This is a genomic window from Glutamicibacter sp. MOO4 (assembly GCF_056934395.1).
Genome location: NZ_CM167800.1, coordinates 1,731,563 through 1,754,089, shown reverse-complemented (window position 1 = coordinate 1,754,089; position 22,527 = coordinate 1,731,563). Strand labels below are relative to the sequence as shown.

Annotated in this window: 25 protein-coding genes; 12 read left to right on the top strand and 13 right to left on the bottom strand. The window is 55.0% G+C overall.

Annotated features, from left to right (window positions below; all coding sequences use genetic code 11):
• Window positions 1–93: 93 nt before the first annotated feature.
• Window positions 94–324, bottom strand: a complete 231-nt coding sequence (locus AC1Z3F_RS08110; protein ID WP_444613808.1) for a putative acetyltransferase — start codon at window positions 322–324, stop codon at window positions 94–96.
• Between the two features lie 214 nt (window positions 325–538).
• On the opposite strand from AC1Z3F_RS08110, the gene fdxA reads away from it, so the two are divergent.
• From fdxA to AC1Z3F_RS08090, 4 genes are all read left to right on the top strand, one after another.
• The gene (gene fdxA, locus AC1Z3F_RS08105) at window positions 539–862 is read left to right on the top strand and encodes a ferredoxin (protein WP_131088652.1); all 324 of its coding nucleotides are present in this window, start codon (window positions 539–541) and stop codon (window positions 860–862) included.
• 11 nt (window positions 863–873) lie between these two features.
• The gene (dapC, locus tag AC1Z3F_RS08100; RefSeq protein WP_483566923.1) at window positions 874–1,989 is read left to right on the top strand and encodes a succinyldiaminopimelate transaminase; all 1,116 of its coding nucleotides are present in this window, start codon (window positions 874–876) and stop codon (window positions 1,987–1,989) included.
• A gap of 98 nt (window positions 1,990–2,087) precedes the next feature.
• A complete protein-coding gene (locus AC1Z3F_RS08095) occupies window positions 2,088–3,377 on the top strand; it encodes a citrate synthase (protein ID WP_131088650.1) in 1,290 nt (429 codons plus the stop codon).
• 137 nt (window positions 3,378–3,514) lie between these two features.
• Window positions 3,515–4,123 carry a hypothetical protein gene (locus AC1Z3F_RS08090; RefSeq protein ID WP_444613805.1) on the top strand — a complete coding sequence of 203 codons (609 nt, stop codon included), beginning with the start codon at window positions 3,515–3,517 and terminating at the stop codon, window positions 4,121–4,123.
• 89 nt (window positions 4,124–4,212) lie between these two features.
• Here AC1Z3F_RS08090 and dapD read toward each other — a convergent pair whose 3' ends face one another.
• Window positions 4,213–5,169 carry a 2,3,4,5-tetrahydropyridine-2,6-dicarboxylate N-succinyltransferase gene (gene dapD, locus AC1Z3F_RS08085; RefSeq protein ID WP_483566922.1) on the bottom strand — a complete coding sequence of 319 codons (957 nt, stop codon included), beginning with the start codon at window positions 5,167–5,169 and terminating at the stop codon, window positions 4,213–4,215.
• A gap of 82 nt (window positions 5,170–5,251) precedes the next feature.
• Here dapD and dapE point away from each other — a divergent pair, with 82 nt between their 5' ends.
• Entirely contained in the window at window positions 5,252–6,328 is a 1,077-nt protein-coding gene (gene dapE, locus AC1Z3F_RS08080) for a succinyl-diaminopimelate desuccinylase (protein WP_483566944.1), read from the top strand.
• 80 nt (window positions 6,329–6,408) lie between these two features.
• On the opposite strand, the gene AC1Z3F_RS08075 is transcribed toward dapE, so the two are convergent.
• The 4 genes from AC1Z3F_RS08075 to AC1Z3F_RS08060 form a co-directional block, all read right to left on the bottom strand.
• Complete coding sequence (locus AC1Z3F_RS08075) at window positions 6,409–7,323, bottom strand: amino acid ABC transporter permease (RefSeq protein WP_131088646.1); 915 nt, start codon at window positions 7,321–7,323, stop codon at window positions 6,409–6,411.
• Entirely contained in the window at window positions 7,320–7,997 is a 678-nt protein-coding gene (locus tag AC1Z3F_RS08070) for an amino acid ABC transporter permease (protein WP_131088645.1), read from the bottom strand. The genes AC1Z3F_RS08075 and AC1Z3F_RS08070 overlap by 4 nt, the downstream gene beginning before the upstream one ends.
• A 138-nt stretch (window positions 7,998–8,135) precedes the next feature.
• A complete protein-coding gene (locus tag AC1Z3F_RS08065; protein WP_131088644.1) occupies window positions 8,136–8,963 on the bottom strand; it encodes a glutamate ABC transporter substrate-binding protein in 828 nt (275 codons plus the stop codon).
• A gap of 31 nt (window positions 8,964–8,994) precedes the next feature.
• Window positions 8,995–9,726 (bottom strand): amino acid ABC transporter ATP-binding protein, encoded by a 732-nt coding sequence (locus tag AC1Z3F_RS08060; protein ID WP_207306504.1) that lies wholly within the window; start codon window positions 9,724–9,726, stop codon window positions 8,995–8,997.
• A 177-nt stretch (window positions 9,727–9,903) separates the two neighbouring features.
• Here AC1Z3F_RS08060 and AC1Z3F_RS08055 point away from each other — a divergent pair, with 177 nt between their 5' ends.
• The 3 genes from AC1Z3F_RS08055 to AC1Z3F_RS08045 all read left to right on the top strand — a co-directional run bounded on the left by AC1Z3F_RS08055 (window position 9,904) and on the right by AC1Z3F_RS08045 (window position 11,324).
• A complete protein-coding gene (locus AC1Z3F_RS08055) occupies window positions 9,904–10,680 on the top strand; it encodes an LOG family protein (RefSeq protein ID WP_131088642.1) in 777 nt (258 codons plus the stop codon).
• Window positions 10,681–10,688: 8 nt separating this feature from the next.
• Window positions 10,689–11,033 carry a DivIVA domain-containing protein gene (locus tag AC1Z3F_RS08050; RefSeq protein ID WP_131088641.1) on the top strand — a complete coding sequence of 115 codons (345 nt, stop codon included), beginning with the start codon at window positions 10,689–10,691 and terminating at the stop codon, window positions 11,031–11,033.
• A 123-nt stretch (window positions 11,034–11,156) separates the two neighbouring features.
• Window positions 11,157–11,324 carry a DUF3117 domain-containing protein gene (locus tag AC1Z3F_RS08045; protein ID WP_131088640.1) on the top strand — a complete coding sequence of 56 codons (168 nt, stop codon included), beginning with the start codon at window positions 11,157–11,159 and terminating at the stop codon, window positions 11,322–11,324.
• Window positions 11,325–11,391: 67 nt separating this feature from the next.
• Here the strand turns inward: AC1Z3F_RS08045 and AC1Z3F_RS08040 are convergent, their stop codons facing one another.
• Entirely contained in the window at window positions 11,392–12,057 is a 666-nt protein-coding gene (locus tag AC1Z3F_RS08040; RefSeq protein ID WP_131088639.1) for an O-methyltransferase, read from the bottom strand.
• Window positions 12,058–12,197: 140 nt separating this feature from the next.
• Between AC1Z3F_RS08040 and sigE the strand changes: the two genes are divergently transcribed.
• A complete protein-coding gene (sigE, locus tag AC1Z3F_RS08035) occupies window positions 12,198–12,815 on the top strand; it encodes an RNA polymerase sigma factor SigE (protein WP_262197348.1) in 618 nt (205 codons plus the stop codon).
• A gap of 78 nt (window positions 12,816–12,893) precedes the next feature.
• Window positions 12,894–13,298: a sec-independent translocase gene (locus tag AC1Z3F_RS08030; RefSeq protein WP_131088638.1), complete on the top strand. Its 405-nt coding sequence runs from the start codon at window positions 12,894–12,896 to the stop codon at window positions 13,296–13,298.
• A 9-nt stretch (window positions 13,299–13,307) separates the two neighbouring features.
• Here the strand turns inward: AC1Z3F_RS08030 and AC1Z3F_RS08025 are convergent, their stop codons facing one another.
• The 3 genes from AC1Z3F_RS08025 to AC1Z3F_RS08015 are packed head-to-tail and all read right to left on the bottom strand — an operon-like array spanning window position 13,308 to window position 16,315.
• On the bottom strand, window positions 13,308–14,411 hold the full coding sequence (locus AC1Z3F_RS08025; protein ID WP_444613802.1) for an Mrp/NBP35 family ATP-binding protein: 1,104 nt from the start codon (window positions 14,409–14,411) through the stop codon (window positions 13,308–13,310).
• Complete coding sequence (locus AC1Z3F_RS08020; protein ID WP_131088636.1) at window positions 14,408–15,022, bottom strand: DUF1003 domain-containing protein; 615 nt, start codon at window positions 15,020–15,022, stop codon at window positions 14,408–14,410. The genes AC1Z3F_RS08025 and AC1Z3F_RS08020 overlap by 4 nt, the downstream gene beginning before the upstream one ends.
• Before the next feature lie 42 nt (window positions 15,023–15,064).
• The gene (locus tag AC1Z3F_RS08015; protein ID WP_131088635.1) at window positions 15,065–16,315 is read right to left on the bottom strand and encodes a magnesium transporter MgtE N-terminal domain-containing protein; all 1,251 of its coding nucleotides are present in this window, start codon (window positions 16,313–16,315) and stop codon (window positions 15,065–15,067) included.
• 132 nt (window positions 16,316–16,447) lie between these two features.
• Here AC1Z3F_RS08015 and AC1Z3F_RS08010 point away from each other — a divergent pair, with 132 nt between their 5' ends.
• Window positions 16,448–17,332: a YflT domain-containing protein gene (locus tag AC1Z3F_RS08010; RefSeq protein ID WP_262197351.1), complete on the top strand. Its 885-nt coding sequence runs from the start codon at window positions 16,448–16,450 to the stop codon at window positions 17,330–17,332.
• 89 nt (window positions 17,333–17,421) lie between these two features.
• Here AC1Z3F_RS08010 and AC1Z3F_RS08005 read toward each other — a convergent pair whose 3' ends face one another.
• Complete coding sequence (locus tag AC1Z3F_RS08005; RefSeq protein WP_131088634.1) at window positions 17,422–18,969, bottom strand: aminopeptidase P family protein; 1,548 nt, start codon at window positions 18,967–18,969, stop codon at window positions 17,422–17,424.
• Window positions 18,970–19,034: 65 nt separating this feature from the next.
• Between AC1Z3F_RS08005 and AC1Z3F_RS08000 the strand changes: the two genes are divergently transcribed.
• Window positions 19,035–19,880 (top strand): PHP domain-containing protein, encoded by an 846-nt coding sequence (locus AC1Z3F_RS08000; RefSeq protein ID WP_131088633.1) that lies wholly within the window; start codon window positions 19,035–19,037, stop codon window positions 19,878–19,880.
• Here AC1Z3F_RS08000 and AC1Z3F_RS07995 read toward each other — a convergent pair.
• Both AC1Z3F_RS07995 and AC1Z3F_RS07990 read right to left on the bottom strand, forming a co-directional pair.
• Window positions 19,865–20,749: a DNA-methyltransferase gene (locus AC1Z3F_RS07995; RefSeq protein ID WP_396268643.1), complete on the bottom strand. Its 885-nt coding sequence runs from the start codon at window positions 20,747–20,749 to the stop codon at window positions 19,865–19,867. The genes AC1Z3F_RS08000 and AC1Z3F_RS07995 overlap by 16 nt on opposite strands.
• 78 nt (window positions 20,750–20,827) lie before the next feature.
• The gene (locus tag AC1Z3F_RS07990; protein ID WP_262197355.1) at window positions 20,828–22,453 is read right to left on the bottom strand and encodes a DEAD/DEAH box helicase; all 1,626 of its coding nucleotides are present in this window, start codon (window positions 22,451–22,453) and stop codon (window positions 20,828–20,830) included.
• Window positions 22,454–22,527: the final 74 nt, after the last annotated feature.

Genomic DNA, 22,527 nt, shown 5'->3' with positions numbered 1-22,527 from the left:
ACGCGAAATTCGATAAGTGATTGGCAGAGTCAAATCACATGTCGCAAAGAATCTGAACACAAACCACTGGCCAGTAGTTCAGTACAGAGCACTTTAGCTGCGAGGCCGGCGTCTAGCCGGTGGCGGAGGAACACGCTTTGCGTGAGTAATCGAGGAACGGTCAATACGCACCAGCGCCGAGCGTGTCTTCACGCTAATCGACTCTTCGGTAATCTCTTGCACTTCACCCAAAGCATCGCTAAATTTTTCTCCAGCCTGAGCATTGCTCAACCGGTATCGAACGACGATACGGTCACCAGTAGCCAGATCACCAAAACTAAGCATTTTCGCGCGTCATCTTTTCGTAAGAAGAATTCATCTAAAGCCCAAGAAGCCGAAATGTGAATCGTCGGTTACGTCACAGCAGGTACATGGGCGCAAAGATGTATTGATATCAGGACTAGACTGTAGTTCGAGCTGGTTTGAGATTCAAAGAGCATCACAGAATCCTGCTCGCTCGTGTTGAAACCATCAAGTGCAAGGAAAGGTCTCGGCCCTCGTGACTTACATCATCGCTCAGCCCTGCGTCGACGTGAAAGACAAGGCGTGTGTCGAAGAGTGCCCGGTAGATTGTATTTATGAAGGCGAACGCTCGCTATACATTCACCCGGATGAATGTGTTGACTGCGGCGCCTGCGAACCAGTCTGCCCCGTTGAAGCCATCTACTACGAAGATGATGTGCCCGACGAATGGGCTGACTATTACAAAGCTAACGTCGACTTTTTCGATGAACTTGGTTCCCCAGGTGGCGCCGCTAAAATTGGTAATACCGGTACTGATCACCCAATCATCAGTGCACTGCCACTTCAGAACCAAGGCTAGGTTTTACTTTTATGCTTAAGCTCCCCGATTACCCCTGGAACCAGCTCGCACCATATCGCGAGCAGGCTGCAAAGCATCCAGGAGGGGTCGTGGACCTTTCGATCGGCACGCCGGTCGATAACACCCCGCAGATCATTCAGGACGCGCTGGCTCAAGCGGCAAACTCTCACGGATACCCCACCACGCATGGAACCGTTGAAGTTCGCCAAGCCATTGTTGACTGGTTTGCGCGTCGCCGTAACGTTACGGGCTTGAGCATCGATGACGTCATGCCAACGGTTGGCTCCAAGGAGATGGTGGCCTGGTTACCACTGCTTCTGGGAATCGGCGCCGGGGATATTGTTGTCCGACCAAAGATTGCCTACCCAACCTATGACATCGGTGCACAGCTGGTCTCGGCTACCCCTATCGCCACCGATGATCTTGATGAACTGAGCGCCGAGGAACTTTCTCGCGTTAAGCTCATCTGGGTCAACTCGCCAGGTAATCCCACCGGCAAGGTGCGAGCTAGTGCGCAACTGCGCCAGATCGTTGAGCAGGCTCGCGAAATTGGTGCTGTGGTCGCCTCCGACGAATGTTATGCGGAACTGGGTTGGGAAGAATATGAAGGCCAAGTGCCTAGCATTCTTGACCCAGAAGTGAGTGGGGGAAACCTCGATAACTTACTAGCGCTGTACTCGCTGTCTAAGCAGTCCAACTTGGCTGGCTACCGTGCCGCTTTTGTAGCTGGTGCACCAAACCTCATGCCAACGCTGGTCAACAGCCGCAAGCATGCTGGCATGATCGTTCCCGGTCCCATCCAGCACGCCATGGTGGTTGCGCTTGACGATGACGAACATGTGGCACAGCAGCGCGAAATCTACCGTGCCCGCCGCGAAGCACTTCGCCCAGCACTAGAAAACTTCGGACTGCGGATCGAAGATTCGGTCGCTGGTTTGTACCTATGGTGCACCGCGGACCGTCCGAGCTTCGAAACAATTGAAGCCCTAGCCCAGCTAGGAATTGTTGCAGGCCCTGGCGCCTTTTACGGCGCTGCAGGAGAACGCCACGTACGCGTGGCATTGACCGCCTCCGACGAACGGATCGCGGCCGCCGTTGAACGGCTGAATTCTTCCGCCAACCGGTGAAGATGACAGTCTGATTAGCGAGATAGGGTCCAGTCGCGGTATGTTCTAAGGTGACGACTGACCTTTCGGAACTACACGCTTTCCGGTTAGGAGAAGCAATGACAGATACTACATCTGCGCAGCTACAATTTGGTGATACCAACCTTGAGCTACCGGTTATCCCGGCTGCTGAGGGCAACGACGGTTTCGCTGTAGCACCACTATTGAAGACCACCGGGAACGTGACCTACGATCCTGGCTTCATGAACACCGCGGCCACCAAGTCCGCGATCACCTACATCGACGGCGATGCAGGTATCCTGCGTTACCGTGGCTACCCAATCGAGCAGTTGGCTGAGAAGTCCAGCTTCATCGAGGTAACCTACCTGCTGATCTACGGCGAACTACCTACCGCTGATCAGCTGGCAGAGTTCGACAACTCACTGCGCCGCCACACCCTGCTGCACGAAGAGCTCAAGGGCTTCTTCGGTGGCTTCCCACGCGACGCACACCCAATGCCAGTGCTGTCCTCGGCCGTATCGGCATTGTCCACTTGGTACCAGGATTCTCTGGATCCAAAGGACTCAAAGCAGGTCGAAAGCTCGACCCTGCGCCTGTTGGCAAAGCTTCCAGTGTTGGCTGCTTACGCCCATAAGAAGTCCATCGGACAGGCACTGCTGTACCCAGATAACTCGATGAACATGGTCGAGAACTTCCTGCGCCTGTGCTTCGGCACCGCCGCAGAGCCTTACATCCAAGATCCAGACGTAGTCAAGGCACTTGACCTACTGCTGATCTTGCACGCGGACCACGAGCAGAACTGCTCGACCTCCACCGTGCGCCTGGTAGGTTCCTCGGAAGCCAACATGTTCGCTTCGGTTTCTGCCGGTATCCACGCACTTTCTGGCCCGGCCCACGGCGGCGCCAACGAAGCTGTGCTCAAGATGCTGCGCGAAATCCAGTCTTCGGGCATCTCTCCAGAAGAATTCATGGAGAAGGTCAAGAACAAGGAAGACGGCGTACGCCTGATGGGCTTCGGCCACCGCGTGTACAAGAACTACGATCCTCGCGCAAAGATCATCAAGAAGACCGCTCACGACCTGCTGGCAAAGCAGGGCAAGAACGAGTTGCTTGATATCGCGATGAAGCTGGAAGAAACTGCGCTGAACGATGAGTACTTCATCTCGCGCAAGCTCTACCCGAACGTAGACTTCTACACCGGCTTGATCTACACCGCTATGGGCTTCCCTGAAAAGATGTTCACCGTACTGTTCGCGATTGGACGCCTTCCAGGCTGGATCGCACAGTGGCGCGAAATGATCAAGGATCCAGAACTAAAGATCGGCCGCCCACGTCAGCTGTACATGGGTGAAACCGAACGCGACTACCCAGGCTACACCAAGCCATAAGGTAGCGTACGAACGCTCACAAGAGGCTTGCCATCCGTATAAAGGATGGCAAGCCTCTTGTCTGTTTTAATCGTGCATACGGGAGTATTCTTTGACTCTAAGACCGCGAGGGTATGCCCAAAAGTCAGGTGGTACGCATGTACTTTCGTCGTGGAAACAACTGGTCATTGGCCATCAAGACCGATCAAACGATGCTCATGGCTTTGTACTTGAGGGAGTTGGGCGGTGTGGGTCCGGCTGAGGCCGGACCGAACTCCCGACTGTCCTCAACGATCAAGAATCGCAACGGTGCTGATTCTTCGCACGGACAGTTTAAGCAAGAATGGAGCGCGTGGTGGGGGACTCTCACGGCCGCTGACATTGCTGAAGAACAGGCAGAAGAACAAAAACTGCACGAAAGACTGGACGCTGACGGGTTCCCTGCGCTGGCAAGACTAGCCCGCGCTCATTACGGTCAGGCAACTGTTTTTGCGCAAGCGCATGCTCAACACTTTGAGCAGCAAAGTCCCAGCTACGTTCCGCGCAGACTAGATGAGTTGGAACGGATCTTGATAGACCACGGAGTTGAACACGATACGAAAAATGCAACCCAAGAGATTCAACTCATTGATGTGCCGCTGGATGAGCCCCGAGCATGGCTGGCTGGACCGGGCACCATTGTTGCAAGTACATCCTTGATGAAAGATGCTGGTGCTTTCCGCGGTTTCATTCAGCCCATGGTCACCATCATTTTCCCTGGGGACTAAAAACAGCAGGTTACAGAAAACAGTGAGGGTAGGCGGAACGATGTTCCGCCTACCCTCACTGTTCAAAGCTCGCACAAAAGCGAGAAAATTTAGTTAGCGTGCAGTGCGCTGTTCAGCTCAACAGTCTGACCCGCGCGAGCCAATGCTTCGACCGCACCGGTAATCGAGTTGCGACGGAAGAGAAGGTTTGGAACGCCGGAGAGCTCCAAAGCCTTCACCTGCTTGTCGCCCAAGAGTACGCGGGTGCCCGCGGTGACGTAGAGGCCGGCTTCAACCACCGAGTCGTCACCGATGGAGATGCCCACACCAGCGTTGGCGCCGAGCAGTACTCGCTCACCAATGACGATGCGTTCCTTGCCACCACCCGAAAGGGTGCCCATGATCGAGGCGCCGCCGCCTACGTCGGAGCCGTTGCCCACGATGACCGAGGCCGAGATGCGTCCCTCAACCATCGAGGTGCCCAAGGTGCCGGCGTTGAAGTTTACAAAGCCTTCGTGCATCACGGTGGTGCCATCAGCCAGGTGAGCGCCCAAGCGCACACGGTCAGCATCAGCAATACGGACGCCCGAAGGTACAACGTAGTCAACCATGCGTGGGAACTTGTCTACACCGTATACGGTGACAGCACCACGGGAACGAAGCTTTAGACGGGTTACTTCGAAGCCTTCAACCTGGCATGGACCGAAGTTGGTCCAAACGACGTTAGCCAAATGACCAAAAATGCCGTCAAGGTTGATGGTGTTTGGCTGCGCCAAACGGTGGGATAGTACGTGCAGACGAAGCCACACATCTGCGGTATCGGCGGGAGCCACATCGAGGTCAATGGTCATCGAGACCACTTTCTGAGTGGTGCCACGAGCAGCGTCATCCTGAGCGGCAGAAGCCAACTCACGAGGCAGGGAATCAGCCTCTTCTAGTTCACCAAGCACAGGTGCTGGGTACCAGACGTCGAGGACGGATCCATCTGCTGCGATGGTGGCAAGCCCGTGGCCTGAAGCCAAGCGTACGGAGGAGTCACTGGAGGTAGTCACAGTTTCTGAAGTCATACACTGATCGTATCGTTGTTGCCCCGGGTAACGTTGATAGATGACAGGCTAGTGAAGCTAGAAACGTAGGACTGTGAATACCGTGAACGAATTGGACCTGCGACAGGACGTCGCAGTGCTGACCGAGCAGATTATGAACATTGAATCTGTCTCCGGAAACGAACAAGCCATCGCCGATCAGGTACATGAGGCGTTGTTGAAGCTGGAGCATTTGCAGGTTCACCGTGACCAAGACGCGTTTGTTGCCCGCACCAACTTTGGGCGTGAGCGCCGGGTTGTGCTGGCCGGGCACTTGGACACCGTTCCCTTGCCTCGTACTGAAGGTGCACTAGGCACCGTTCCAGCACAGGTGATTAACGGTGTGCTCTACGGACGTGGAGCCACCGACATGAAGGGAGGCGTTGCCGTTCAGCTGGCCCTTGCCGCCGAACTCACCGATGCTAAGTACGACGTGACCTATGTCTTTTATGATCATGAAGAAGTAGAAGCAGCCAAGTCTGGATTGGGCCGTCTGGTACGCAACAGTCCTGAACTTCTGGAAGCTGATTTTGCCATCCTGCTAGAGCCAACCAACGGCACCGTTGAGGGCGGATGTAACGGAACTAGCCGTTTTGTCATCCGAACCCACGGTAAAGCTGCGCACTCGGGCCGCGCATGGATGGGGCACAACGCCATTCATGATGCTGCCCCAATCCTGCAACGCCTAGCCGACTACCAGCCACAGACCATCACCGTTGAAGGATTGGACTACCGCGAAGGGATGAATGCGGTACGTATCAATGGTGGTATCGCAGGTAACGTCATTCCCGATTACTGCGAAGTCGAAATCAACTACCGCTTTGCTCCGGACAAGACTCTGGCCCAGGCCGAGGCATTGGTCTTTGAACTCTTTGAGGGCTTTGAGATTGAGCGCACCGATGGGGCCGAAGGTGCCAAGCCAGGGCTCAATCAGGAAATCGCCGCAGACCTAATCAAGATCCTTGGCCAGGAACCGAAGCCTAAATACGGTTGGACGGATGTGTCCCGCTTCTCTGCCCTCGGCGTTTCAGCGGTCAACTTTGGTCCGGGCGATGCGTTGCTGGCACACAGCGATGACGAGCACGTGGCGCAGGAAGATATCCGCACCTGTCTAAACTCCTTACGCGCCTGGCTAAGCTAACTAACGCTCTTGGCAACTAATGGCCACAAAAAATGCTCTCGCTGCTTGAAGCAGCGAGAGCATTTTTTGTGCCTGATTATTTAGACGCCAGGATTATTTGGATCCTTCTCGGCGCTGTCCACCGAACCGGCAGCTAAGGCACCGGCAGGTGCACCAACCAATTCAGCAGGGGCATCCTTGGACTTCTTGACGCGACTGCTCAAACGCTTCGAAACCATCTCTGCGATCTTGCTCAAGGTGAAGTTGATCAAGATGAAGATGACCGCAGTAACGATCAAAGCCTGCAAGACGTTGCCATTAGGCGAGGAATAGGTGCGGGCGAAGAACAACAGCTCGTTGAAGCTGATGATGTAGCCAAGAGCCGAGTCCTTCAGGATCACGACAAACTGACCGATCAACGCTGGCAACATAGCCACCAGAGCCTGCGGAATCTCGATGTGACGCAACGACATGCCACGGGTCAAACCGATAGCGATGCCGGCCTCACGCTGCCCCTTAGGCAGGTTGTGAACACCGGAGCGAACCAGCTCGGCGACAACGGAGCCGTTGTAGAAGACCAGTGCGGCCACTACAGCCCACAACGCAGTATCGCCAGGTAGCTCCAGGGAGCGTGCGAAGAAGACGTTGAAGAACACGATCATCAGCAGCACTGGAACAGCGCGGAAGAATTCCACGATGACAGTACAGAAACCATTGATGAGTTTGTTCTGCGAGAGTCGACCTACACCGAAGACCAGACCAAAAATCACCGAACCGATGATGCCCAGGATGGCTGCCTTCAGGGTGTTGACCAGACCGGGCAACAGGTAGTTCTTCCAGGTGCTTGCCTGAACGAAGTCATCCCACTGCTCAGGCTTCATCTGGCCCTTACCAGCGAGGCCAAAGAAGATCCAAGCCACAACGCCCAACGCGATGATCGCGCCGACGATGTTGATCATCAGGATTCGGCGACGTGCTTTCGGACCGGGTGTATCAAAAAGAATTGATGCGCTCATCGTGCCACCGCCAACTTCTTAGATAGCCAGGTTGTTACTAGGCCAACTGGGATCACGATGATCACAAAGCCAATGGCGAAGGTAAGGAAGATCGGGATGACGATATCGGCACGGAACTCAATCATCGACTTCATTACCGAAGAGGACTCGGTAGCCACAGAACCAACGGCAGCCACAGTGGAGTTCTTGATCAGAGCGATCAGGGTGTTACCCAACGGGACAATAGCGCCGCGGAACGCCTGAGGAAGGATGATCAAGCGAGCTGCTGGCATGAAGCCTAGACCAATAGCGCGGGCCGCTTCTGCCTGTCCTAGCGGAACAGTATTCACACCAGAGCGGATAGCTTCACAGACGAACGCTGCGTGATACACCGCTAGACCGAGGACCGAGAGTCGAAAGAAGTTCGCTTGGAAATCTCCACCAAGGGTGAAGCCCAACTGGCCGTACAGTGCCAACACGGCGAACAAGATGATGATGGTCAGCGGGGTATTACGAACCAAGTTGACGTAGCTGGAGCCGATGGCTCGGAAGCTTGCCACGGGGGAGATGCGAAGCAACGCCAGGACGGTTCCAAGTACTAACGCTCCAATTGCTGCCCAGAACGTTAGTTGGATATTGACCCAGAATGCTCCGGGGATGTTGTACTCAGTGAATATGGATAAATAATTCTCCACTGTCAGCCTCTGTCTCGATGGCCAGTGAGGCGGCCAAGCGGCTATGGGAACGATGGACTGAAAAGTCGGTCATCGGAAAAACAAGAATGCCGCGGGGGCCAAGACAAATTGGCTTGGCCCCCGCCGCATCTGGTGCGCTTATGCGCAGGTGTCTGCGAGCTTTGGTGGATTAGTCTTCGAGTTTGGCTTGTAGCCGGTGCCCTCGGTGTTCTTATCCAGCGCCTTCTGCCAGTCACCGGAATCAATCATCTTGGTGATCGCTTCGTTGATGGCCTTGCACTTGTCGGTGCCATCAGGCAGGCCAACTCCGTACTTCTCTTCGGAGAATGGCTTTCCAACAACCTTGAACTTGCCCTTGTAAGCAGGCTGTGCGGCCAAACCTGCAAGGATAATGTCATCGGTGGTAACTGCATCGATGGTTCCACCACTCATCTGAGTGACACATTCTGCGTAGCCCGGAAGCTCCTGCAGGTTGGTGCCTTCAGCGTAGTTGTCCTTGACCTTCTTAGCCGAAGTGGAACCGGTGACCGAGCAAAGATTCTTGCCGTTCAGTGCCTCAGGGCCGTTGATGTCAGAGTCAGAAGCAACCAACAGATCCTGGCCTGCAACGAAGTACGGACCAGCGAAGTCGATGACCTTGTTGCGCTCATCGGTGATCGAGTAGGTTGCGAAGATCATGTCAACCTGGTTGTTCTGCAACATGGTTTCGCGGTTGGCCGAAGGAGCTGAAACGAACTCAACCTTGTCCTCGGCGTAGCCCAATTCATTGGCTACGTACTTGGCAACGTCGACGTCGAAGCCGGTGTAGTTGTCACCATCCTTGAAGCCGAGGCCTGGCTGGTCAAACTTGATGCCGATGCGGATCTTGTCGCCGTCAGCTTCGCTGTCCGAGCCACCACACGAGGTTAGGGCCAGAGCTGCGATAGCTGCCATTGCGGCGACTTTACCCAAACGAGACTTACGCATAATTTCTCCTAATTGGATGCGGGTGATGAAATTAGTGGTTGGTGATGAGCTTGCCGAGGAAGTCCTTGGCACGGTCTGACTGTGGGTTGGTGAAGAATTCTTCAGGAGTTGCTTGCTCCACGATCTGACCATCGGCCATGAAGATGACTCGGTCAGCGGCCTTACGAGCGAAGCCCATCTCGTGGGTGACCACGAGCATCGTCATGCCTTCCTTGGCCAGTCCCACCATGGTGTCCAGAACTTCGTTAATCATTTCTGGGTCCAGGGCGCTGGTTGGCTCATCAAAGAGCATGACCTTTGGCTTCATAGCTAGTGCGCGGGCGATTGCCACACGCTGCTGCTGTCCACCGGAAAGCTGAGCTGGAAGCTTGTCCGCCTGGTTGGCCACGCCAACTCGATCAAGTAGCTGCATGGCCAAATCCTTGGCAGCAACCTTTTTCATGCCCTTGACTCGAATCGGGCCGAGCGTCACGTTTTCAAGAATCGATTTGTGGGCGAACAGATTGAAGGACTGGAAAACCATTCCGACATCTGCGCGTAGCTTGGCCAGTGCCTTGCCTTCGGAGGGAAGGGTCTGACCGTCAATCTTGATGGTGCCTTCGTCGATTGTTTCCAATCGGTTGATGGCACGGCACAACGTTGATTTACCGGAACCCGAAGGGCCGAGAATGACAACAACCTCGCCCTTGGTCACGCTGAGGTTGATGTTGTTGAGCACGTGCAACGAACCGTAGTGCTTGTTAACCCCAGTCAGCTGGACGATAGCGTCCGAGGTAGCCGACTGAGCCTGATGATCGCTGTTCATGCAATAGACATTACTGGATGTGACGCGTCCAACGCGCCACATCGAACAAGTCACATCTAGATGTTACAAAACTGTCACTTAGCCGGTACATCGACACGGTCTGGGTTGCTAGTGAATAACAGATAGAGTGAAGACATGGTTCATCAGCGAAAGAGTGAAAAGAACGCTCGCGAAGGGCAAAAACGCCACATCGAATCGAGCTGGCCTGGCAAGCGTCCCGAGGATCAGCTTGACCACTATCTCTTGGAGAGCCCACAAGAAGATGTAACGCATACCGACGTCTGGCGCGTTCTGCGTATTCAAGCTGAATTCGTTAATGGCTTCGGAACCCTCGCGGGCACCGGACCGGCGATTGCCGTCTTCGGCTCGGCTCGCACCGATCCAAAGAGCCCGTACTACAAGATGGCACACCATATTGGAACGCGTCTGGCGCAGGAAGGCATTACCACCATCACGGGTGGAGGCCCCGGCGCCATGGAGGCAGCCAATAAGGGTGCTGCGGATAATGATGGCATCTCTATTGGGCTTGGCATCGAGTTGCCCTTTGAGACAGGTCTAAATTCCTCGGTGAATAAGGGACTGAACTTCCGCTACTTCTTCGTGCGCAAAACGATGTTCGTTAAATACTCCCAAGGCTTCATTGTCTTGCCCGGTGGTTTTGGAACCTTGGATGAACTGTTTGAAGCATTGACCTTGGTGCAAACCCAAAAAATCACCAGCTTCCCAATCGTCCTGGTCGGAACTGAATACTGGGGCGGCTTGGTTGATTGGTTGACCAATACCGTTGCTGTTGAGCGGGCAATCTCGCCTAAGGACTTGAACCTCTTTACGGTCACTGATGACCCTGATGAGGCTGTTGATTTGGTGCTGAACGCCGGCAAGAAAAAGACTGATTCGAAAGACGCGCTCTAGGGGAGTCCATGCCGTTCCTATTGATCCTCATTGCGCTGTTACTTATTGGTGCAGTGGCTTTGTTGCTTTCGAGCCAACGTAAAAAGCTTGGCGTTGGACGTCATTTTGAAGCTACGGGTGAACCGATTGTGGGGCTCACGGAGCATCAGGCATCGTTGCCACCGGTGCTGCTTCCAGAGAACCCGCGTGCTGAACACATTGAAAAAGTTCGCTTTTCGCTCGGGTTGCGTGGCTACCGTTGCGATCAAGTGGATGAGGTTCTCGACGTGCTCGCAACCGAAATTACTAGCCTCGAAAATACGATTCGTGACCTTGAGTCACGGCGTGTGATTAGCGACACGAGCGAAAATTAGTAATAATAGATGATAAGAGTCCCAACTCAGCCGGGAATCTTGGCAGAGTATGGACAAGGCAAGCGGTAGTGCGTGACGCAAAAGCACGTTGCGCGCGTTAGCCCAGACGAAGGGAACAGCTTAATGGCTGCAATGAAGCCACGCACCGGTGACGGAGCAATGGAAGTTGTCAAAGAGGGCCGGAGCCTGATCCTACGCCTGCCAATTGATGGTGGCGGACGACTGGTCGTTGAGCTGAATAACGCTGAAGCGGCCGAGCTGCGCGATTGCCTGCTCAAAGTCACTGACTAGACTTCCCTGATCGCCACGAGGCGATGGCACTCGAGGACCGACAATATTGTCGGTCCTTTTGGCTTACCTAGCGAGACTTGGAAATTGGTTGTGGCAGAACAGTAGCCACGAACAATCCCTGTTCGCTAGGGAATAGATGGGTCTGCAAACGTGGATCTTCGCGAAGCATCCGCAACGCATCGCGGGTCATCACCGTTGAGGTACGGCGAACAGCTGGCTTCGCTAGACGATGCTCATCAAAAGCGTTGTTCAGAATAATGACTCCGCCAACACCAACGATGCGTTTGGCCTCAGCAACATATTCCAGCAGTAAGTCTGCGCCAGCATCGATCAGCACCAAATCGTACGCATGATCGGCCAAGCGTGAGAGAACATTTTCAGCACGCTCGTTGATGATCCTGGCACGTGCCGACGGAATGCCCGACTCGCGTAGCCCCTGACGCATGGCATTGGCGTGCTCCAAGTCGGATTCAATGGCCGTCAACGTCAGTGAGGGGCCTACGGCTTCAAGCATGGCCAGCGAGGCGACTCCAACACCCGAACCAATTTCAACCGCGTTGCGAGGCCTACGCAAGGTGCACAACAGCTGCAACATGGAACGCCCAGCAGGATCGATGCACCGCACTCCCAGATCCTCTGCCCGTTCGCGAACCTGCGCCACATGCTCTGGCTCGCTGACGTGGTTCTGAGAGTAGGTCCAGCTCGCAAAGAGTTCTGGATTCATCGAAGGCATGGGTAGTGGTCCTCAATAGCGTTGTCTGATAATGGCCACTTCTAATCGTACCCAGCGCGCGGAGCGAAGTTGTTCAACTTGATGGTTCTCCCGCAGGGGATTCTTAGCTTCAGCTCAGCTTGTCGACACATACTTGAAGAGTGAACAATGCACCAAGTGATTCAATCTCTGCTACCCCGGCACCGGAAACCACCACGCCTACATGGGACCAAATGGTCCAAGAACATGGCGAACAGGTTTTCCGACTGGCCTACCGCCTTACCGGTAACCGCCATGACGCAGAAGACCTCTCCCAAGAAGCATTCGTTCGCGCCTTCAAGGCGTTGGATAAGTACACTCCTGGAACCATGGGTGGTTGGTTGCACCGTATCACCACCAACATCTTCCTAGATCAGGCCCGCCGCAAGAGCAAGATCCGCTTTGATAGCTTTGCCGAAGGTGCTGAAGAACGTCTGCCGGGTAACGTGATTACCCCAGAACGCTACTTTGAATACAACAATCTCGACGTGGATGTGCAAGAAGCCTTGCGTTCTCTCTCACCAGAATTCCGTGCAGCCATCGTTTTATGTGACATGGAAGGCTTCTCTTACGAGGAAGTCTCACGCATTCTGGATGTGAAGCTGGGAACTGTGCGTTCACGTATCCATCGCGGTAGGGCCATGCTTCGAGATGCCCTTGCACACCGCAATCCGGCAAACCGTACGCCAAAGTCTTTGTCACTGCCAAAGCTTCCACGAGGTTTGCGTCCAGCGAATTAGTCTGTGCTGCTGGCAGGGCGCTTGGTTATATGGCGCGGTGACTTCGTGAGTTTGTCTGAGACAAGGTAATCTTTTTACGTGGATCTTTTTGGAATCAATGGTAGCGAGTTTATTATTCTCGCAGTGCTCGCGGTAGTCATTCTTGGCCCCGAAAAGTTGCCTGAATACGCCAAAAAGCTTGCCAATTTGGTCAAAGAAGTGCGGCGCATGGCCAACGGTGCCAAAGAGCAACTGCGTGAAGAGGTCGGCGATGAAGTCGCCGACATTGACTGGAAAAAGCTGGATCCTCGTCAGTACGACCCACGGCGCATCATCAAAGAAGCTCTCATCGATGAGTTTGATGACGCAGTAAACCTAGCCAAGGAAAAGCCGAACACCCCGGTCGCAGCAGCTCCGGTGCGAACGGCTATTGCACCTCAGACTCAGAAGCAAGCTCCACTGGCTGCAAATGAAGCAGCTCCCTTTGATCCACAGGCCACCTAAGGCTTCGAGCTAGAACGACATTGGCAGCGATCGCCCGGCTAGTCCGCGCGGTCGCTGTACTAGTTTGTTGACCAAATCATTCAGGGCTGTAGCCGCTGGTGATTGGGCGTCGCTTAGCACCACTGGCTTGCCTTGGTCAGAACCCAGACGTACCGATTCCTCCAAGGGAATTTGCGCCAACAAATCAACGTCGTAACCCAACTGACTGGTCAGTGACTGGCTAAGCTTCGCGCCACCACCGGAGCCAAATACTTCCATGCGCGTGCCATCTGGCAACTGCAGGAAGCTCATGTTTTCGACAACACCGATCACCTTTTGATTAGTCTGCAAGGCAATGGTTCCCGCGCGCTCAGCAACCTCGGTGGCGGTGGACTGCGGAGTGGTGATAACCAACAGCTCACTGTTAGGCAAAAGCTGCGAAACAGAGATTGCCATGTCCCCGGTGCCGGGAGGCAAATCCAAGAACAAGTAGTCTAGGTCGCCGAAGTACACATCGGACAGGAACTGTTCCAAGGCACGGTGAAGCATTGGACCACGCCAAATAACAGGCTGGTTCGAATCCAAAAACATGCCGATAGAAATGACTTTCACACCGTGAGCTACCGGCGGCAGGATCATGTCATCCATCCGGGTAGGGTTCTGCGTAATCCCCATCAAAGAGGGTATAGAGAAGCCATGAATATCAGCATCAATCAGGCCGACCTTTAAACCCTGAGAGGCCAACTGTGTTGCAAGGTTTGCGGTGATTGAGGACTTTCCAACGCCTCCCTTGCCGCTGGCTACGGCGATAACTCGGGTCAGTGACTGCGGATCAGAAAAGGGGGTGCGTCGACTAGCTAGGCGCTCGCGCAAGTCTGCACGCTGCTGCGGATCCATGACGCCGAGGGTGACGTTAACGTCCTGAACTCCAGGCACGGTGAGTAACGCGGAGCTTACTTCTTGCTCAATGGTGGAACGCATCGGGCAGCCTTCGATGGTCAACAAGATGGTGACCTCTGCTGTGCTGCCCACAAGCTGAGCGCTTTGTACCATATCAAGCTCGGTGATGGGACGACGTAACTCTGGGTCGTTGACCTTCGCTAGGGCCGCAAGAAGTTCTGGCGAATTGCTCACTTGCTGTTGTTCTTCCGATTCTGTGACTGTGGGGCGTTGACCGAATCCATTAGTCCGGTCTGTGGGGAGGAACTCTTGCCGCTGCCCTTTTTCTTAGCGCGCAGGTGCAACTCTTCGCCTTCGGTGGTTTCGAGCAGTTCTTCTAGGACGTTGCGAAGTTCTGAACGCACATAGTCACGGGTTGCGACGTCGCGAAGAGCCAGACGCAACGAAGCCAGCTCGCGGGTGAGGTACTCGGTGTCGTAGAGGTTGCGCTCTGCACGGGCGCGGTCTTCAGACAAGGACACACGGTCACGGTCATCCTGGCGGTTCTGAGCCAACAGCAGCAGGGGAGCGGCGTAGGAAGCCTGCAAGGAGAGCATCAGCGTCAACGCGGTGAAACCGATCGTTGAGTCATCAAAGCGCCAACTTTGTGGCGCCACGGAGTTCCAAATCAGCCAGAAGGCACAGAACACCGTCATGTACAGCAAGAACTGAGGCGTACCCATAAAGCGGGCAAATTTCTCAGTGACAGAACCGAAAAGATCCGGGTTAGGGGAGAATTTCGGCCAGAATCGTTGTCGTGCTGCTAGTGGGGTGTCCAGGCCATTAGTTTTACGCTGCTCAGCCATAGCTGGAACTCCTCTGCTGATCTGTCTGTTGATGGTGCTCGTTTAGTCCTGAGAGCGCCAATCATCGGGAAGGATGTGATCCAAAATGTCATCGACGGTGATGGCTCCAACGAGCCGGCCCTCTTTATTGGTCACACCCACACTGGTGAGGTTATACGTGGCTAAATGCCTGACGACTTCCGAGATATCGGCGAGATCCGACATGGATTCAAGCTCAGTATCAAGGATGTCGCCCAATGGTTCGGGTGGTGCTGCGCGCAAGAGCGCCTGAATGTGAACCTGTCCCAAATATCGTCCAGTGGGAGTCTCCAGGGGAGGGCGCACCACATACACAGTGGAAGCCAACGCGGGACTCAGCTCTTCTAAACGGACGGAGGCCAGAGCTTCAGCCACAGTCGACTCCGGAGTCAAGATGACTGGAACGGGGGTCATGACCGAACCGGCAGTACCTTCGGGGTAGGCCAACAGACGGCGAACGTCCTTCGCTTCATCCTCGTTCATCAGATCCAAGAGCTGATGTTTGGTTTCCTCAGAAACACCGGCCAACAAGTCGGCTGCGTCGTCAGGGTCCATCTCTTCAAGCACATCTGCAGCGCGTTCAAGGCCGAGGGCTGAAAGGATCTCAACCTGCTCACGGTCTGGCAATTCCTGAAGCACGTCCGCAAGGCGCTCATCTTGCAGGTGCGCAGCAATTTCTAGACGACGCTTTTCATTCATTTCATGAAGAGCGTCGGCGAAGTCAGCGGGTTTCATCTCATCGTGGGTGGCCACGAAGGTGTCTGCTGACTGTGGTTCTTCTTGGGAGCCGTGACGCAGGTCCTGCCAGGAAACTAGTACCTTGTCACGCTTGCGCGAGCGTAGGCCCAGCAGTGAAGACGTAGGTACGCCGCGCTGTACGTAGTATTCATTGATTTCCCAATCCCCACGACGGGTCTGGGCCAATCCAATATCTTCAATAACACCGCGACCGGATCCATCAACAAAGGTGATGGTGCGGTCAAACATTTCGGCGACAACAAGGATTTCTTGGCCACGCTGTTGGAAGCGGCGCATATTTACCAGACCAGAACAAATCACCTGGTTGGCTTCCATCGACTGGATGCGAGTCATCGGTACAAAGACTCGACGTTTGCCGGGTACCTCGACCACCAGACCAACACAAGCAGCGGCCTTCTGCGGGCCGCGGGAAACGACGACAACATCGCGTAATCGGCCCAAGCGGTCGCCCAAGGGGTCGAAGACATCAAGCCCGAGAAGTCGGGCGACGAAGATTTTAGACACTGGTGCGCTCACCTCTCTAGACTATCGTGTCCCACTGGTCATCGCGGTGTGCAAAGCCACAGGATAGCCACTGTTTCTTTCACCGTCAGCGATAGTTACTTCACAACTAGGCAGGCTCACAGTAAACCTGTGCACAATATAGATATGACCGCGCCTCATAGAGTAAATTCGATCAGCCCCAACGGTTTGCCTCGCGGAGAACTGCTTGGACGTTACACCAGCTACCTCGACGCGCAGAAGCTCGTTGATTACTTAGCAGACAATGATTTTCCCGTTGCTTCGGTGAGCATTGTCGGTAATGACGTACGTACTGTCGAGCGAGTGACCGCGAAGCTTTCTTACCCAAAGGTGGCGCTTGCTGGTGCCGCCCAGGGTGGCATGATGGGCCTGTTTGTCGGCCTGCTACTTTCGCTATTCGGCGGCGGCGGAAACGGTCTTTACCAGATCCTTTCCTCCATCGGTCTGGGCATGGCCATCTGGATGGTGGCCGGTGTGGTGAGCTACTCAACTCGTCGCGGAAAGCGCGATTTTGCCTCCTCCAGCCAGTTTGTCGCTACCAGCTTTGACGTGGTGGTGGACTTCGAGCAGGCACAAGCCGCTCGCGCACTGGCTTCGAAACTTCCTATGCGTCCGCAACAGGGTAACGCGCAGCAGCCAGGGGCACAGCAGCCTGGCGCGCAGCAAGCACCCGGCACGCACCACGCACCAACCCAGGTTCAGCAGCAGGCGCCGGTGGCTACTACTACCCAGCCAAACCCAACGCAGGCTCCAGATACCGCAGAAGCAACTGATGCACGCAAGGGTCAGTTCCCGGACTTGCCTGATGGACGCCCACGCTACGGTGTGCGGGTGAACGAGCCAAAGTCAGCGGCGGCCGAAGAGCCTGCCACCAAGCCGGCCGAAGATTCATCAGCACAGAATAAGTCTTCTGAAGCCGAGAACGATGAAGATCTTTCAGCGGTTGAACCGACGATCAATCCTTCACAAGGTTCGCAGCACCGGGCCAAGGACGACGAGTCGGAAGCCTAAAAACTTAGAACAAAAACACTGAAGGTCTCGGTGTCATTGCTCATTGCAATGACATCGAGACCTTCAGTTTTAAGCATTGTCTGCCTAGATTAGCCGCGCAGCTTGGCCATCCATGACTCAACGTCCTCTGGGTTTCGAGGCAAAGCAGCGCTCAAGTTCTCGGCACCATCAGCGGTGACAAGAATGTCGTCTTCAATGCGCACACCCAAACCGCGGAACTCTTCAGGGATCGCAAGATCCTCGTCCTTGAAGTACAGGCCAGGTTCGATGGTGAAGACCATGCCTTCCTTGAGTTCTGCGTCCAGGTACAGCTCGGCGCGAGCCTGAGCACAGTCGTGAACGTCTAGCCCCAAGTGGTGGCTGGTGCCGTGTGGCATCCAACGACGGTGATGCTGACCTTCTTGGCTCATGGCTTCTTCTACCGAGACAGGCAAGATGCCCCACTCTGAGAGACGTTCGGCCAGAACACGGGTGGCGATCAAATGCAGATCGCGGAACTTCAGACCTGGCTTGACCGCAGCAAACGCTGCATCGGCGGCATCTAGAACGGCCTGGTAAACCTTGCGCTGAACCTCGGTGTACTGACCGGACACTGGCAACGAGCGGGTGATGTCTGCGGTGTACAGGGATTCTGCTTCGACACCTGCATCCAGCAACAGAACTTCGCCTGGTGAGACGGTACCGGTGTTGCGGATCCAGTGCAGGATCGTGGCGTTATTGCCCGAGGCTGCGATGGTGTCGTAGCCCAGTTCATTGCCTTCAAGGCGAGCACGTGCAAAGAACGCACCTTCAACAACGCGCTCACCACGCTCGTGCTCAATAGCCTTATCCAAGTTGCGTACAACATCTTCAAAACCATTGATGGTCGCTGCAACTGAACCGCGCAATTCAGTGATTTCGTGCTCATCCTTGATCAGACGAATTTCAGAGACAAACTCGGAAAGCTCGGTATCTAGGGCATCGCTGGCCTCTAGATCCTGTGCAGTGTTCATCCGTGAAGTGTCAACGAGAGCATCCATGTTCATGTCGACTTCGCGGACCAAACGAATGCGGATACCACCAAGCGCCTGCGGGCCAGCATTCTTGGTGACGGCCATTTCTAGCTGTTCCAGGGAATCGGTTGGCAAGCCGGTGCGTGCGGAGAGGGAAGACAGCGTTGGGCGCGGACCGACCCAGAACTCGCCGGAGCGGGAGTTCAGGTAGAAGTCGGTGGTGTCGCGCCCAGCCATCGGGGCGAAGTACAAAGTGGAAACGTGATTGCTACCGTGCTCGCCAGCACCGTCATCGGTTGGTTCCATAACCAAAACTGCATCTGGTTCATGGTCAACACCGAGACCGGTCAGGTGAGCAAAGGCCGAATGTGGGCGGAAGCGGTAATCGGTGTCATTGGAGCGGACCTTCAATGGGCCGGCAGGAATGACAAGACGCTCACCAACAAAGTTTTCCGAAAGCTTGGCACGGCGGGCCACAGCGAACGGTGCAGCTGCATCCTGTTCTGGTAGCTGCGACGTGTCAGTTGCCCACGAGGAGGCCATGAATTCTTGGAATGCCTTGGACGTTGGACGCTGGGAACGGTTGTTCACTCGGTCTTCCAACGGCTGATTTGTGCCTGTGGCAGATGATTCTTGATTGGTCATAATCCAAGTGTGTCACCAACTCAGCTTTCCCAGCAAAGAATCAGCGCAAGGGATAATCTAGGAATATGCGAATTGACCTGCACACCCACTCCAACGTGTCAGACGGAACTCAAACTCCTTCCGATTTGATCCGTTCTTCTGCCACCGCTGGACTAGATGTGGTGGCGTTGACCGACCATGATCAAACCACTGGTTGGGCGCCGGCTGCCGAAACGGCAAAGGAACTGGGGGTCGGTTTCATTCCTGGCATGGAAATTACCTGCCAGGACCCCAACGGGATTAGCGTGCATTTGCTTAGTTATTTGCATGACCCCACCTATCAGCCACTGCTAGACGAGCTGGAATTATCGCGTAACGCTCGCATCATTCGTGCGCAGCGCATTGTTGAACGTCTGGCTGAGGACTACCCGGTGAGTTGGGATTTGGTCAGTGAGCATTGCCAACCGGGCGCAACCATTGGCCGTCCGCATATTGCTGATGCTCTGGTCTCTGCAGGGGTGTCAGAGAATCGCAATGAGGCCTTCGCTAATATCTTGTCTTCGCGTTCCAAATACTATGTTACCCACCCCGCAGTACGTCCGGCCGAAGCGGTCAAACTTGTCCGTGAAGCCGGGGGAGTCCCCGTGTTTGCCCACCCGAAAGCCTCGCTGCGTGGACGGACCGTACCCAACTCAACGTTCCACGAAATGATCGACGCCGGTCTGGGTGGGGTGGAAATTCATCACCGAGACAACAGTGAAGAAGGCAAGGAATGGTTGCTTGACCTTGCTGCCAAAAAGAACTTGATCATCACCGGTTCCTCGGATTATCACGGAACCGGGAAACTAAACCGGCTCGGTGAGAATGTCACCGAGCCGGAAATGTTGCAACGTATTATTCAGGAAAGCAGTGGAACTCAGGCCTCGGTATAGGTAGTCGACTCGGGCAAGCGTGAACGCATCACGTCGATTGCTTCCGAATTCTGATCTACCAAGACAAACTTTCGTCCCAGCTTTGCAGCTACCGCTCCGGTCGTTCCAGAACCGGCAAAGAAGTCCAATACCCAGTCGCCTGGGCGTGAAGATGCCGAAACTACTCGACGCAAAATACCTTCAGGCTTTTGTGTTGGGTATCCGGTTTTTTCCTTGCCTGTTGGCGAAACGATGGTGTGCCACCAAACGTCGGTAGGCAGCTTGCCCAAAGCTCGCTTTTCGGGAGTGACCAAGCCGGGAGCCATGTACGGTTCACGGTCTACTTCTGAAGAATCAAAGTGATACTTCTTTGGATCCTTCACATACACCAAAATGGTGTCATGCTTAGCCGGCCAACGGTTCTTGGCGCGGGCTCCGTAATCGTAGGCCCATATGATTTCGTTCAAGAAGCTGTCGCGACCAAAAATCTCATCGAGTAGAACCTTGACGTAGTGGACCTCGCGGTAGTCGAGGTGCACATACAAGGTGCCATCTTGGGTGAGCAGACGGTGCGCCTGACGAAGCCTTGGCTCAATGAAGCTGAGGTAATCGTCAAAGGTGTCCTGGTAAGAACGCGCAGCACCAAGTTCGGTGCTGTAGGCACGACCTTGGAAACCGGTGCGGTCACCTTCACCTTCGGCAGCACGAACCATCGTGCGCTGGGCACGAGTCTGTTTACGTCCGGTGTTAAATGGCGGATCCACGTAGATCAAGGTGAAGCTTTCATCTGGCAAAGCCGAGAGAATGCTTAGATTGTCGCCGTGGTACACGGTATTGGCTGACGCCGGAGCTGACGATGATGAATCATCATCAGCTCCGGTTTCAGGTATTGCTGATTCTTCGGGTTGAGCAAGCACCGCTGGCTTAGGTTCCTTTCGGAAGAACGAACGAACTGGTGGGACTTGAAACTAGTCCTGTCCACCTGCATCGGTGCTACGGGTACGACGACGCGAACGGCGGCGTGGTTCCTGTGCTGATGCATCCGTGCCGGCCTCAGCTGAAGCATTTGGCTGGTGCGATTCGCGATGCCGCTCGTTCTCACGTGCTGGACGGTCCTGCTTGCCCTTGGAGTGGCCGTGGCGTGAATTCTCCTGCTCGCCAACGGCTTCCTGACCGGCGCGCTGTTCGGTCTTCTGACCGTTGACGGTGCGGGTACGGGAGCGCGAGTTGTTGCGACGGCGAGGAGTGCGCTGTGAATCTTCACGACGCTCCGAACCTTCGCCCTCTGCAGGGGCAGCCTTCTTTGCGCGTGGCAAACGGCCCTTGGTTCCCTTAGGAATGTCCAGATCCGTGAAGAAGTGAGGGGAAGACGAGTAGGTCTCCACTGGCTCTGGAACGTTCAGTCCCAGTGCCTTGTTGATCAAGGACCAACGAGGAACCGAATCCCAGTCAACAAAAGTTACCGCGGTGCCGGTGTTGCCAGCACGGCCGGTACGACCAACACGGTGAAGGTAAGTGTTCTCGTCATCTGGGCACTGCAAGTTGACCACGTGGGTGACGTCATCAACGTCGATACCGCGGGCAGCAACATCGGTAGCAACCAGAATTTCAATCTTGCCTGAACGGAACGCCTTCAGCGCCTGTTCGCGAGCACCCTGACCAAGGTCACCATGCAAAGAACCGGCATTAAAGCCACGGTCTACCAGCTCATCAGAAAGTCGAGCAGCCGAACGCTTAGTCTGCGTGAAGATGATGGACTTGCCACGGCCTTCAGCCTGAAGCAGGCGGGCCACCATCTCGTCCTTGTCCATGTTGTGTGCGCGGTAGACCAGCTGACGGATGTTGCGCTTGGTCAGCGAATCGTCGTCTCCTGGATCCTGGGCACGAATATGTGTTGGACGGGTCATGTAGCGCCGTGCCATGGTGATCACAGCGCCCGGCATGGTGGCCGAGAACAGCATTGCCTGGCGTACCGGAGGCAAGGCAGCCAAGATGCGCTCTACGTCGGGCAGGAAGCCAAGGTCCAGCATTTCGTCGGCCTCATCCAAGACAACGGTGCGAACCTGCTTGAGGTTCAGCACGCGCTGACGGTTCAGGTCAATAAGGCGACCTGGGGTACCAACAATCACGTCGGTGCCGGCCTTCAGAGCATTGATCTGCTCTTCGTAGGGGCGACCGCCATAGATGGTGGTGATGGAGATGTTGGAGTGCTTTGATGCCTGTGCGAGGTCGGCGCCAACCTGGATAGCCAGTTCACGAGTTGGGGCAACGATCAGTGCCTGCGGGGCACCTGGGAATTCAAGATTCTCGTAGCCTTTGTCGCCTGCACGGATCACGCGCTGCAATGCAGGGATACCAAAGCCAAGGGTCTTACCGGTACCGGTCTTTGCCTGGCCAATGATGTCATTTCCGCCCAGAGCCACCGGAAGGGTCAGCGACTGGATGGGGAAGGGATACTCGATCCCGGCTTCCGAAAGGGAAGCGACAATGTCTGAACGGACCTTGAGGTCTGCAAAGTTCTGCTTTGCTGGCTCTTCGATGGTCTGTGGGTCTTGTGGTTCGGCAGCTTCTGCCGTCAGAGTCGTGTCAGTCACGATATTAATATTCTCGTTTCATGTGGGCCCAGCTCCGGAGTGATTCCTCGGCATTTTCTGCCGTGGGTTCATCG

Excerpts from the sequence above, each read along its gene's own strand:
- AC1Z3F_RS08095 (WP_131088650.1), top strand. The coding sequence starts at position 2,088 with ATGACAGATACTACATCTGCGCAGCTACAATTTGGTGATACCAACCTT.
- AC1Z3F_RS08075 (WP_131088646.1), bottom strand. The coding sequence starts at position 7,323 with ATGAGCGCATCAATTCTTTTTGATACACCCGGTCCGAAAGCACGTCGC.
- dapC (WP_483566923.1), top strand. The coding sequence starts at position 874 with ATGCTTAAGCTCCCCGATTACCCCTGGAACCAGCTCGCACCATATCGC.
- AC1Z3F_RS08050 (WP_131088641.1), top strand. The coding sequence starts at position 10,689 with ATGCCGTTCCTATTGATCCTCATTGCGCTGTTACTTATTGGTGCAGTG.
- AC1Z3F_RS08055 (WP_131088642.1), top strand. The coding sequence starts at position 9,904 with ATGGTTCATCAGCGAAAGAGTGAAAAGAACGCTCGCGAAGGGCAAAAA.
- dapD (WP_483566922.1), bottom strand. The coding sequence starts at position 5,169 with ATGACTTCAGAAACTGTGACTACCTCCAGTGACTCCTCCGTACGCTTG.
- AC1Z3F_RS08065 (WP_131088644.1), bottom strand. The coding sequence starts at position 8,963 with ATGCGTAAGTCTCGTTTGGGTAAAGTCGCCGCAATGGCAGCTATCGCA.
- AC1Z3F_RS08000 (WP_131088633.1), top strand. The coding sequence starts at position 19,035 with ATGCGAATTGACCTGCACACCCACTCCAACGTGTCAGACGGAACTCAA.
- AC1Z3F_RS08110 (WP_444613808.1), bottom strand. The coding sequence starts at position 324 with ATGCTTAGTTTTGGTGATCTGGCTACTGGTGACCGTATCGTCGTTCGA.
- AC1Z3F_RS08090 (WP_444613805.1), top strand. The coding sequence starts at position 3,515 with ATGTACTTTCGTCGTGGAAACAACTGGTCATTGGCCATCAAGACCGAT.
- AC1Z3F_RS08010 (WP_262197351.1), top strand. The coding sequence starts at position 16,448 with ATGACCGCGCCTCATAGAGTAAATTCGATCAGCCCCAACGGTTTGCCT.
- AC1Z3F_RS08020 (WP_131088636.1), bottom strand. The coding sequence starts at position 15,022 with ATGGCTGAGCAGCGTAAAACTAATGGCCTGGACACCCCACTAGCAGCA.
- AC1Z3F_RS08045 (WP_131088640.1), top strand. The coding sequence starts at position 11,157 with ATGGCTGCAATGAAGCCACGCACCGGTGACGGAGCAATGGAAGTTGTC.
- AC1Z3F_RS08005 (WP_131088634.1), bottom strand. The coding sequence starts at position 18,969 with ATGACCAATCAAGAATCATCTGCCACAGGCACAAATCAGCCGTTGGAA.
- AC1Z3F_RS08040 (WP_131088639.1), bottom strand. The coding sequence starts at position 12,057 with ATGCCTTCGATGAATCCAGAACTCTTTGCGAGCTGGACCTACTCTCAG.